The sequence below is a fragment of the Simkaniaceae bacterium genome (assembly GCA_021734805.1).
Lineage (GTDB): Bacteria > Chlamydiota > Chlamydiia > Chlamydiales > JACRBE01 > Amphritriteisimkania.
On the sequence record JAIPIG010000001.1, the window covers coordinates 1 to 11,896 of the forward strand.

Below are 11,896 nucleotides of genomic sequence, written 5' to 3' on the forward strand. Positions count from 1 at the left end.
ATTTCGGTATATTCTGCTTAAAGTTGTTTTTTTTGTTGATTAAATTTAGGTATGCCTTGAATTTGAAATCATAATTCGCTAATATTGCGGACAAAAAATTTGGACTGATAGCTCAGTGGATAGAGCACCCGCCTTCTAAGCGGGTGGTCGCAGGTTCGAATCCTGCTCGGTCCGTATCCTTTTTTACTCGAACTATAATCGAATGCAAGAAAATTTCCTAGGTACTATTCACTTCGAACGCAAGTCTTTTGACGTTATCGACAATACGATTCAGGAGTTTAAATCTTCACAATTTATGAGTTTGAGCCCGTATGCCCGTCAGCTGAAGGTCAATGCAAAGCTTTTAGATTTGATTCGAGCATCGGGGTCTACGTTTGTTTTAAGAGAATTGGTCGATTACATTCAACGGGTCTTTGAAGAAGGGATTGTCGATAAATATAACTTCTCCGTTTTTGAGCTTTGGCTTAATCAGTTTTCTAACCTAAGTCCCGAAGAAAATTATCAAATTCGCTGTAAAATTGTGGGAAAGTATATTCCGCGTGGCGAATACCAAGATATTTTTCCGATTGGAATGGACAAAGTATATGATGGAACTCATTTTGTCACGGCCCATGGTTCACCCGATCTCGATACGATTGTCGCTTCATTTTGGGGATTTATCGATGCCTTTGCTGCCCGTGTGAGCAGCGGCCTTCACGTATGGAATGTTCCGGGAGGAGCGCCTAGTGCAATTGTCGAACTCAAGATGCTCTTTTATGAAACATTTGGGCCCAATGTGTTTAAGGCCATGTCGCGCTCGCGCTTGAGTTTAACGCTTTCGAGCTCTGATCTTCTCACTCAAAAGGGGCTTGTTAAAAAGAAACCTAAAGATCTGATTTTTGATTTTGCCCATCAACGTTTGCAAAGCGCTGTTGTGATTGTCGATGATGATGATCGCTATATTGGTGATTGGCGCTCTATTGATGTGGAAGGGGTGCGTCAAGTCATTAATCTATTCAATACCCATCTTCGTTTTCTCGAATACTTTTTTCAGATTAACTTAATCACCCTTTTTGCGAAAAAAGAACTTAAGCGAGATGATCTACTCGAGGCCATCACAAAAATTTATCAATATCAATTCAAGACTTTTGAACCTTCCGGTGATTTGACTCAAGCTCAATACGAATACCTCAATAATTATATGTCTCAAGTTTTGCATATTGAAAAGGGAATTAATTCAACCTTTGACGATTTGATTCATAGTATGGAAAAGCTGGGTGTCTCCAACTTTTCTGATTTCCATGCGTCAATCAGAGAGCTCTATCTTGAAGATCTATTCAATGGAGACGGTCATTTAATTGAAGATCGACCATTGATTTTTTCAAGACTTGAAAAAGTGGTGACATCGCTATCCGTTGCCTTGCGAAAGGTGCGTGCTTATGTGGATAGCCTCGGTGTAGCATTTAAAATTAAAGAAAGAGTTTTAGGCTATCGACCGAATTTTTTAGGTTACCGTTCAGATATTATCGAAATCCAGGGCAAAATGCAGGCGTATTCTTATTTGACGGTAAACTATGTCGGTTCGGGAGGTGAAAAACATCCTCTCGGCGTTATTTATGCAAATGATTTGCAGAAACCTATTTTAGGAACGGTCTCTTTGCGCGATTTTTCAAATACCGATGAGACGCATATTCCTCATTATCTCGAAGTGATTAGTGCCATTGACCACCACAAAACATCGCTTACAAATGGGACCCCCTCTAAAATGATCATTGCAGACGTCCAGTCAGTCAATGTATTAGTGGCCCAGATGAGTATGGCGATTAATGATCGCTATAGTTTTGGAGGCATGACGCTTGATAAAGTCAATGCTCAGCTTCATGAACTGAATGAGCATGAAGATACGCCATTGACCCTACGTCTCAAACAGCGACTCTTGATGCGCAAGAAAAATATGATTTTGAACAAGACGTCGCGTATCGATTCCGATCGAGAATTGATGGAATATATGCACTTTATCTATGCGATCTTTGACGATACCGATCTTTTAACTAAAGTTTCAAAGCCCGATGTTTTTTGTGTAGCTTCTCTACTGAATCGTATGAAATCCCTCTCTATTCAAAGAGAAGTCGAATCGGTTCACTTTGATGATATTGATGAAAATGCTTCCGATTATGTCAGCTGTTGTGCAAAGCGGCTCTTGCAAAATGAGGAGCTCTATTCTCTTTATAGCAAAGTATATCAAGAAAGGGAAATGCTCATCAGCCAACACCTCAAAGAGTGCTTTACATTAGGGCAAACACCGATCTTTGAAGATACAAAGATTCAAAATGGTTGCGCCCGTGTAGGACAGAGAAAAGTTTTTGCTAAAAATATTCCCCTGCTGCGCCAACATGCTGCTGAAATCCTCAATGCTTGGGTTAAAGAATCGATTGAAGCCGCGCATGATATGCCGGAAATTGATCTGCATCTTTTAATGATTTCGACTATTGCTTCTGCTGAAGATCTCTTTAAGGGGGCAAAGATTGAATATGAACATAAAGATGAGCTTTGGATTTATATCCCACCTACGGATGTGGCAGAGCAGCATTTAAAAGTATTCCTCAGCGGCTTTTCCCGCTCAACTCATCTTCCGGAAGAGGGATTGGAAGTCGAATTCTTGGGCAAAAACGGCAAAGAGCTCGCCATGATTTTCCAAGAGAGTTTTATTCCATGCTCCTTTGTCTTTAATGAGTACGATATCCCCATTGCAATCATCCATTACAAAGCGGGATCGATCAATTCACGTAAATCGATGATTTCTCCCTATCTACCTAAACTAAACGATTCTATATAAAACACTTATTGTCAATAACTTGATGGTTTGTCGAATTATGCAACAAAGCAGCAACAAGGTCTTCTAAATTTATTGTTATTATGATATAATATATTAAAAATATAATTAACTTATCCGTTTTAATTTATAAAATGTAACAAAATAGTAGATTTGTATGGCTGCTGCAGCAATAAGAAGTTCTTTAGCACTGATTCCAACCGGACTATTACTAGAGGGTGGATTTGTCCCTTGCTCAGGAGAGCTTTCTATAGGGATATATCACCCAAATGGTATAAATAAAACAGCTTTATCAGGGGTATGGCTCGGCGGTGAAGAAGCTGACACAAATTTTCAAGGTAGGTTCCGGGTTCTCCTGAAATACGGCCAAATAGAGCATAAAGTTCATGAATACGGAAAGGAATTTTTCGGGTCCCTATCTGAATTAAGCAAGGGTGTCTATACGCTCGAATTAAAAATGAAAGCTCTTCAATATTTTTATTTATCAAATCCTCCTGCAATGGATCGCATCATTGAAGCGCTATCGGACTTCTTAGAGAAATACAAAGAACCTGATTTTATCTTAGACCCATTAGTCCTTTCAATAGATGCAATGAATAAGAGAATCGACAGGATGAAGCTATATGAATCTGAAATAGTTGAGACCTTCGTTGGAGAAGCGATTTCTATAGAAGATTTGGGTGCGCTTGTTGGTAGGGTTGTCATGATTAAAATAGAAGATCGCCGGTATTGGAAATCGGGCGTTGTGATAAAGATAAAGGAGAATAGAAGCAGAAGCATGATTGATGGTGTAAGAACATGTGATCATATCGTGTTTTGTATGACTGCAATTGAAGATCACTCTTTGAAATGGGATCTGCAGCGGGTTCGATTAGGTGATCTTTTTAAAGTAAAAGAAGAAATCAGAGCTGTGTCTGAACCCTCTCATCCCGATATTCTTGCGACATATAAGAAGTTTGGCCGCTATTTTGAATCCCCCTACTATTGTAGGGATTTGATTGAAGAGAATTTAGAGACAATGCGGTCATTAAAAGAGAGAGGAGTGCATCCCGTGAGCGATGCAGATAGAATTTGGGCCGAATCGAGTGTATTCCCCATGATCTGGGGGGCGACTTTACCTGCTGATTCAGATAGGATTATGGATTTAAGTTATGGTAATATGGGTGAATATGCATTGAAAGGGGCGGCTTTTATAGGTCGTGAGATAAAGTATCTTTTTGTTCCGCTCGAAGAAATGGGAAGGGTAGAGGACTATTTTGAAGGATATGACATCGAAGTTCTTCAAATACCCGTAACAGATCGTGAATTTAATGCTCATCAATTTAAAATTATAGTAGATGAAAAGGGAATAACTTGGGCATCGGGGGCTAATTCAAGTATGCTGGCCATGTTAAAAAAGACAAGTGCATTGGCCGAGAAGTTACTGAGCGGAGAAACAGATTAAATAAAAAAACCCAACTTAGGCACTAGCTCTGAGTTGGGTTTAAAGTCGAGATAAAGAAGGAAGAAGGACTAATCCTTTTTGCTTTCCTCGTCTTCGAGAATTTCAAGGCTAACTCGGAGGCCATTGCGTGAAGCAACTGACATGAGAAGCGTTCTAATGGCATTGATCGTTTTCCCGCGCTTACCGATAATTTTACCGATGTCAGATTTTTCAACACTGAGTTCGACGATGAATGATTGAGTTCCACCTACTTCGTTAATTGAAACTTTATCGGGGTGATCAACTAAATTCTTAACAATATATTCGACAAATTCCTTCATAATTCGGTTCCTCGCTTTGCATGACCAGAAGTATTATTAATTGAGGATACATGACCTTTATATATTTATCTAGAAAATAATGAGGTAGCAACTTTCGCAGAATCGGTTTTAAAATATTTGTTACCACCCGCATTACAGTTTGCTAGAGAGCCCACAGAGGGAGAATTGGCCATCACATGCTATTTTCTTATGGTTTTAATATTTTAATTATTAAACTGGTCGATTTTTAATAAAAGTGATATAATCTTTGTTTTTTCAAATAGAGGTTTAAAGTGGCTGTGCCTTCGATTTATCAACCGTTAATAGACAGGCGAGATGTGCTTAGAGCGACTCAACTTGCAGCTCAAGTGGTGGATGTTTCATTGAAAATAGCCAACATTGCGATCGGAACATTGGCTTGTTATAGTGTTGTACAATTGAGTGTGTCTCCTGAAATTAGATTTATTGCCGTACCTATTGCATTCACATATCTCATTGTAACGGCGTTTAGAGAATGGCTGGGTAGAGAAGAAGAAGATACGACCACTCCTCCGATGCTTTCCTCAGGGAGGCAGATTTTTGATCATTGCAAATCTCAGTGGAAAATGATCTTGATCTCCGGGGTTGTCTTAAGTGTTTTGGGAACAAATTCCCCATTAGGGCCTTCATCTACCATTGATTCAAAATTTGCGCTTAAATTAGCAGAAAGACCCGGTTTATCCTTTTTGCTGCTGAGCTGCGTTCGTGTTATTAATAACCCCTATACTATAATAGGCGCTCCCATATTAGAAGAACTCATGTTCAGAAATTATTTTCAGCCCTTTTTGGAAGATCTTCTTTTTTTCTACGATCGCAATATCTACCCCATAGCTAGAGAGACGCGAGAAACAATAGCCAATATGGGACAAGCGATTTGTTTTGGATGGGCGCATAGTGAAAAAAATAAGGACATATTTTGGAATATCTGTCGCATCACAACTACGGCTTATAATGGAGTGCAAGCAGGCTCACTCAGAAATCAATACCAATCGATTATTCCATCGATGACACAGCATTTTTTATTTAATGTTTCAGTCTGTGTTTATGGTGCAGCTAAAGATGTGATGTATGCCGTTGCATTTAGTGCGATTAATTCTCAAAAAGCAAGTAGTGTTATTTATACCGAAATAAATTGAAGAATTAGTTTTTATCTTCGCCGGCATCTTCGACTTTTCACCCTTAATTTTTTGACCTATCTTCAATAGGATCAAAAAATTAAGCCGGCTAAAGCCTGATAAAAATTCGAAGCGCCATCAAAGCTAAACTCCCAATTCTTCAACTCATTTCGGTATAATTCGACTTTGCAGTTTTTTGATGATTTCAAGCATGTCTTCCGGGAGAGGCGCTACGATTTCAATAGGTTCTTGTGTGATGGGATGGGTAAAGCGCAGGGCATGGGCATGAAGGAGTTGTCTTTTAATTTTATAGCGCTCATTGAAGGAGGCATTCCCATAGACATCATCGCCGAGGATGGGCGCGCCAAGCGTTTTAAGATGAACGCGGATTTGATGGGTTCGCCCTGTTTTAGGAAAAGCTTTGATCACGCAGAGCTTTTCTCCTCGATCTAAGATTTCAAAGTGTGTTTCCGCTTCTTTGCCTTTTTCTTCAGAAAACATCATTTCTTGTCGCTTAATGGGATGGCGGGTGATTTTGCCAAAAGCTTTGAGTTCTTTGGGGATTCCAATGCAAATGGCAATATATTCTTTTACCATTTTCCGCTCAGAGAAAAGCTCAGTGAGCGCTGCTTGCATTTGTTTGGTTTTTGCTGCAATGAGGACGCCCGATGTCTCTTTATCTAGGCGGTGGACGATACCCGGTCTTAAAGAGTTTTCTTCGATTTCAAGGGTATCGCAATAAAAAAGAAGTGCATTGACAAAGGTTTGGTCGTAATGGCCGGGCGCGGGATGTACAACCATCCCTGCAGGTTTATTCACTGCAATGAAATGCTCATCTTCATAAAGAATATTGAGGGGGATATTTTGAGGCTCTAAAGAGCAAAGTTCTGCCGGCAAAAAAGTGACATTAATTTGATCGCCCATTTGAATTTTCGAGCGTTTAATCGCTATTTTACCATTAATGAGCACGGCTCCTTTTTCAAAAAGCGAATGAAAATATGAGCGCGAAAATGAAGGAAACTTTTGCGCAAGCACTCGGTCGAGTCGCGCAAAAGTTTCTAATTCTTGACTAATATGAAAAATTTCTTCAGTTGACATGATTAATTGGCTGGTAACGGCTCTCCATTAATAGATGCTCTATAGGCATCATTTGCCGCTTTAGTTTGTTGTTGATCTTCTTGGATTTGCCCCTGTAGAGCTTTTTCCATCATATCACACATCGCTTTTGGAAATCCATTGATCTCTCCCGAAGAAGATGTGTTACTTACGCCATTTGACTCAAGTATATTATTAATACCGGAAACATCCATACTTTCACCTACCTTTATACTATAATTATAGCACATGGTAAATTATTTTTTCAATAAAATATGAATCCCTAAGTGACTAATTCTAAGCTTCGTGTGGTTTCCCTTCTAAACTATTTCTAAGGTTCTTAGCGGCTTTTTTGAGTTTTTTATCGGCTTTGGAGAACTCATGGGTAACCATTCTTCCTATCATTCGCATAAATTGATCATAACCATCTGAGCCTAAGTAGTTTTCGAAAGCCCCCATGGTTTTTAAAGTCGTATCACCTTGATTATAAGTGGGATATGCATTATTTGACAGGGAGGCATCTTGAGCGGCTAATCCTTGAGACTTATTATCGAAATTTGGAATACTAAACATCATTCATCCTGAAAAAATGGGGTTAAAATGCTTGATTTACAAGAACTTAACGATAAAAAAATAAAAATAACTTATGCGGATCAGATTGAAAAAACAGTTTATAAGCCCTTTTTTTATAAGCACTTAAGGAATTTAAAACAAGCTAAAAACAGTCAGGAGTTTCTTAACCTTTTTGATTCGATAGAATATCAAAGAGCCCTTGATTATGTCTTATGGCTTCTCGGCCGCACCGCTTATTCAACTCAGCAATTGAGATCTAAATTGAAGGAGAAATGCATTAGTCAAGAAACCCAAGATGCTGTGCTTCAAAAATGTCTTAATTATGGGTATATTCAGGATGAGGATATTGCCAAGGCTCATATGCGACGAGAGTTGTTGAAAGGATATGGGCCGCGTTTGATGATTCCGAAGCTGAGTTTTAAGTTGGGGATATCCAAAGAGGCGCTCAGTGAGATCTTTGCCTCGGAAGATTTTTCAGATGAGCTGGAAACGGGCAGGCAGAAAATCATTGCCAAAATACAAAGAAAAGGGAGTTCTTCTTATGAGATAAAGGCACATCTTATCAAAAGAGGCTTTGACTACTGACCTTCCCAGGGCTGTCCCTCTTCAGCTTGTTTGAGTTCTTGTGTAGCCTTCTTTGCCTTTTGTTCTTCTTGACTGACCTGTTCGCGAATCATATTTTCTAAAATACTTTGAAATTTTTTAAAGCCTTCAGGACCTAAGAATTGTTCGAATTTTGTCCATCCTCCATATCCGCCCTTTGGAACTTCAAAAGTGGGGGGTGCACCGGGCCCTTCTAAATTAGGATTGAATCCAAGGGGACTTGAATCAGGTTCTTTTGATGGGGGTACAGGCATAGCAAACCTCATTTTCACCTACTAATAGATGCAGACAGAAAAAAATCAAACCTTTATTTTCGATCATAAGAGCGCAGAGCGAAGACCTGTGCTCAAAAAAAATTTTGTGGTGAATATGCTTCAAGTTGGTGTCGTTGGTGTGAGTTATAAGACCGCATCTTTAAAACTTAGAGAGAGCTTAGCTCGAGAAATTGATGAAAAAATGGATTTGAATGGGGTATTTGGTTGCCCATTTATTTTGCTTGGAACTTGTAATCGCTTTGAAATTTACTTTAGCGGAAGCGATTTATATCAGCTCTCACATAAAATTGTGAGCGCTTTAGAAATGATTGTAAACGAGTTTGGTCGAGCCTCATTTTATTATTATTTTGGCCATACTTGTTTTTTACATCTCGCTAAAGTGATTTCAGGGCTTGATTCTGCCATTTTGGGAGAGAGCGATGTGCAAAGGCAAGTTAAAAAGGCGTATCTCTTTGCAAAACAAAAGCGTTCGCTTTCTAAAGATCTTCACTATCTCTTTCAAAAGTCGCTCAGAATAGGGAAACTCTTGCGAACCCACTTTTTTTCTCACAATCGCCTGATGAGTCTGGAGCGCTATATTTTTGAGACGGTGAAAGAGGACATTTATAAAGGGGTATTATTTATTGGATATTCCGATATTAATCGCAAATTAATGAAAGAATTTATCCATCGCAAGGTCAAAAACATAGCTATTTGCACCCGTTTTGGCTCTGAGGATGAGAGGATTGTCTCTTTTGATTTTCAACAGGTCAGAAGATGGATTGATTATCCCGTCGTGATTGTTGCAACGAAATATCCCCATTATTTGATTCGAGAAGAACATGCTTATCTTAAAGATGTCAAGACACGGTATTTGTTCGATTTAGGCATTCCGCGCAATGTTGAGCCCATGCTGGCAGAGTATGAAGGGGTAGGGCTTTATGATTTAGAGGTCATTGCAAATGAGATTGAAAAACAAAGAAAAATCTCAGATCTCGATCAAAAGCGTTGCGAGCAAGAAATTAAACGGTTGACTGAGAGATATGAAAAAATCTATGCAGAAAGAGAGCTCTACAAAATGAGGTTGTTCTTACATGCATAAGAAAAGAGGGGGGGTATGGTTTATCTTATCGATTGCAATGTTATGTGTGAGCTTCTTTTGTTTTGCCGAAGATAATGACGATGAGGATATTGTGATTGTTCCTTCGACTCAAGTTATCGAAGGGGATTTAAAAGTTGTGAGTAAAAGCGTTGAAATAGCCGGAGAAGTGAAGGGGGATCTCTATGTTATGGCTTCACAAGTCTACATCGATGGCATTGTCCATGGAGATGTGATTTGTATGGCGGGGCTTCTTGATGTCAAAGGAGTCGTTAAACGGGGCATTAGGGGCATGGCCGGTCAGATCATGATTGGGGGAGAGGTTGGCGAAAATATTTCCATCGCTGCAGCGAGTATCGAATTCAGTCCGACGTCCAAAAGCCACGGGAGTATCATTGCTTTTGCAGGGTCATGTGATCTTCTTGGTTTAGTTTCAAAAAATGCAACGATATTTGCTTCATTTTTAAGAGTATCAGGGGTGATTGCGGGGAAATTATCAGCGCACGTTGGTTCTCTACGTATTTTGTCGAAAGCTAAGATATTAGGTGGAATGGAATATTTCTCTAATGAGCCCGCATTTTTTGATCAGGGGGCGAAAGTGGGAGGGCACATTGTTCATAACCCCTCATTTATCTATACGCTTTCACAAAAGGGCTTTTTACAAAAGATTAGAATCGGATCAAAAATTGCCGGATCCGTTATGAACTTCTTCTTTTCGTTGATTCTAGGATTCATTTTAATTCAATTCTTTCGCAATAAGCTCGATCATGCAGCAAAAATTATTTCCAAACGCCCATTCTATGTTTTATTTACGGGCATTGTGATTACCCTTCTTTTCCCCATCGTTGCACTTGTCTTTCTCATTTCCATTGTGGGGACTCCCTTTGCTTTAGGGCTCATTGCCCTCAACCTTATTGGGGTGTATGCTGCAAAAATTGTCACACTTTATTATTTTGGATTGACATTTCTCAAAAAATGGAACTTTTATCGGTATCCTAAAAGGTATTATTTAGCCCTTTTAGTGGTCTATTTTTTCCTGACGTTTATTCCTGTTTTTGGCTGGTTTTTATCTCTGATATGTATGCTATTTGGTTATGGGGCCGTCATTGCCGGAAATGTGAAAGCTCCCTCCAAAAGGCAACTCAAAAAATAATACCATTGATTAAAAATCGCAATGCCCCGGGAAGCGTGGGAATGCATTGACGTCGCGGATATTCTCAATTCCCGTTGCAAATTGAACGAGCCTCTCAAAACCAAGGCCAAATCCCGCATGGGGAGTGGATCCATAGCGGCGTAGATCAAAATACCAGTGATATGTCTCCGGATCGAGACCGGAGTCAGTGACCTTTTTCTCTAACAGGTCGAGGCGTTCTTCGCGCGCAGAGCCACCAATGAGCTCTCCAATTTTGGGGACGAGAAGATCCATGGCTGCAACTGTTTTTTGATCATCATTAGCACGCATATAAAAGGCTTTAATCTCTACGGGATAATCAGTTACAATCACCGGTTTTTTAAAGTGTTGTTCACTTAAATAGCGCTCATGTTCAGTTTGCAGATCGGTCCCGAAAAAACAGGGGAATTCAAAGTTCTGACCCGATTGGTTCAAAATTTCAATCGCCTTTGTATATGTGACGCGGGCAAAAGGCTCTTCTAAGACATTTTGAAGGCGGAGAATCAGCCCATTTTCAATAAAGCGATCGAAGAACTGGAGATCTTCTTCGGCATGGTCAAAGAGATATTGAATCAAATATTTAATGTAGTCTTCAGCGCAGGTGGCTATAGTGTTGAGATCGGCAAAGGCAATTTCCGGTTCAATCATCCAAAACTCAGCCAAGTGGCGTGTTGTATTTGAATTTTCTGCGCGGAATGTCGGACCAAATGTGTAGACATCGCTCAAGGCCTGCGCAAAAGCTTCGGCATTGAGTTGGCCCGAGACTGTCAAGTAGGTGGGTTTGCCAAAAAAATCCTCTTCATAGTGGATTGAGCCATCGCTACGTTTAGGGGGATTATCGAGTTTTAGAGTCGTGACTTGAAACATTTCACCGGCACCTTCGCAATCTGAAGCGGTGATAATAGGTGATTGGAGGTAGATAAAGCCCCGTTCTTGAAAAAATCGATGGGTTGCATAGGCGAGAAGGCTTCTAACTCGCGCTACGGCTCCTTGTGTGTTGGTGCGTGGGCGCAGATGCGCAATCGAGCGTAAAAACTCAAAAGAGTGGCGTTTCTTTTGAAGGGGAAAGGTGTCTGCAGGGGAGGCTCCGACGAGTTCGATCATTTGCGCCTGCATTTCAATGCTTTGTCCTTTACCCGGGCTCTCGACAATTTTTCCAATCACTCGAAGTGCAGCTCCTGTCGATAAATCACCGATCAGAGCATATCCTTCCATGGTCTCGTTAGCTAAAATTTGAAAGTTGGATACGGTTGAACCGTCATTGAGTTCAATGAAGGTAAAATTCTTTTGATTTCTTACGGTGCGAATCCAGCCTGCCAGGAGAATTTCTCTTCCGATAAAGGCTGTAGGGTCTGCTTTTAAAGCCTTAATTTTAATGCGCGCTTTAGTCAT

The 11,896-nt window shown here is 40.1% G+C and carries 12 protein-coding genes and 1 tRNA gene; 7 read left to right on the plus strand and 6 right to left on the minus strand.

Annotated features, from left to right (window positions below; genetic code table 11):
• Nucleotides 1-101: 101 nt before the first annotated feature.
• From K9M07_00005 to K9M07_00015, 3 genes are all read left to right on the plus strand, one after another.
• Nucleotides 102-174, plus strand: a tRNA-Arg gene (locus K9M07_00005).
• Between the two features lie 28 nt (nt 175-202).
• Nucleotides 203-2,815 carry a hypothetical protein gene (locus tag K9M07_00010; GenBank protein ID MCF7851608.1) on the plus strand — a complete coding sequence of 871 codons (2,613 nt, stop codon included), beginning with the start codon at nt 203-205 and terminating at the stop codon, nt 2,813-2,815.
• A 154-nt stretch (nt 2,816-2,969) separates the two neighbouring features.
• Complete coding sequence (locus K9M07_00015) at nt 2,970-4,256, plus strand: hypothetical protein (protein MCF7851609.1); 1,287 nt, start codon at nt 2,970-2,972, stop codon at nt 4,254-4,256.
• A 68-nt stretch (nt 4,257-4,324) separates the two neighbouring features.
• On the opposite strand, the gene K9M07_00020 is transcribed toward K9M07_00015, so the two are convergent.
• Nucleotides 4,325-4,576, minus strand: coding sequence for a KH domain-containing protein (locus K9M07_00020; protein MCF7851610.1), 252 nt, complete (start codon nt 4,574-4,576; stop codon nt 4,325-4,327).
• 272 nt (nt 4,577-4,848) lie between these two features.
• On the opposite strand from K9M07_00020, the gene K9M07_00025 reads away from it, so the two are divergent.
• On the plus strand, nt 4,849-5,730 hold the full coding sequence (locus tag K9M07_00025; protein ID MCF7851611.1) for a CPBP family intramembrane metalloprotease: 882 nt from the start codon (nt 4,849-4,851) through the stop codon (nt 5,728-5,730).
• A 144-nt stretch (nt 5,731-5,874) separates the two neighbouring features.
• On the opposite strand, the gene K9M07_00030 is transcribed toward K9M07_00025, so the two are convergent.
• From K9M07_00030 to K9M07_00040, 3 genes are all read right to left on the minus strand, one after another.
• Nucleotides 5,875-6,807, minus strand: coding sequence for an RluA family pseudouridine synthase (locus K9M07_00030; protein MCF7851612.1), 933 nt, complete (start codon nt 6,805-6,807; stop codon nt 5,875-5,877).
• Between the two features lie 2 nt (nt 6,808-6,809).
• Nucleotides 6,810-7,019, minus strand: a complete 210-nt coding sequence (locus tag K9M07_00035; GenBank protein MCF7851613.1) for a hypothetical protein — start codon at nt 7,017-7,019, stop codon at nt 6,810-6,812.
• Between the two features lie 82 nt (nt 7,020-7,101).
• On the minus strand, nt 7,102-7,377 hold the full coding sequence (locus K9M07_00040) for a hypothetical protein (protein MCF7851614.1): 276 nt from the start codon (nt 7,375-7,377) through the stop codon (nt 7,102-7,104).
• A gap of 27 nt (nt 7,378-7,404) precedes the next feature.
• On the opposite strand from K9M07_00040, the gene K9M07_00045 reads away from it, so the two are divergent.
• Nucleotides 7,405-7,962, plus strand: coding sequence for a RecX family transcriptional regulator (locus K9M07_00045; protein MCF7851615.1), 558 nt, complete (start codon nt 7,405-7,407; stop codon nt 7,960-7,962).
• Here the strand turns inward: K9M07_00045 and K9M07_00050 are convergent.
• The gene (locus K9M07_00050; GenBank protein ID MCF7851616.1) at nt 7,956-8,234 is read right to left on the minus strand and encodes a hypothetical protein; all 279 of its coding nucleotides are present in this window, start codon (nt 8,232-8,234) and stop codon (nt 7,956-7,958) included. The two genes, K9M07_00045 and K9M07_00050, sit on opposite strands and share 7 nt — an antisense overlap.
• A 115-nt stretch (nt 8,235-8,349) precedes the next feature.
• Here K9M07_00050 and K9M07_00055 point away from each other — a divergent pair, with 115 nt between their 5' ends.
• Nucleotides 8,350-9,336 carry a hypothetical protein gene (locus tag K9M07_00055; protein ID MCF7851617.1) on the plus strand — a complete coding sequence of 329 codons (987 nt, stop codon included), beginning with the start codon at nt 8,350-8,352 and terminating at the stop codon, nt 9,334-9,336.
• Nucleotides 9,329-10,486: a polymer-forming cytoskeletal protein gene (locus K9M07_00060; GenBank protein MCF7851618.1), complete on the plus strand. Its 1,158-nt coding sequence runs from the start codon at nt 9,329-9,331 to the stop codon at nt 10,484-10,486. Before K9M07_00055 ends, K9M07_00060 begins: the two co-directional genes overlap by 8 nt.
• A gap of 9 nt (nt 10,487-10,495) precedes the next feature.
• Here K9M07_00060 and asnS read toward each other — a convergent pair whose 3' ends face one another.
• Nucleotides 10,496-11,896 carry an asparagine--tRNA ligase gene (asnS, locus tag K9M07_00065; protein ID MCF7851619.1) on the minus strand — a complete coding sequence of 467 codons (1,401 nt, stop codon included), beginning with the start codon at nt 11,894-11,896 and terminating at the stop codon, nt 10,496-10,498.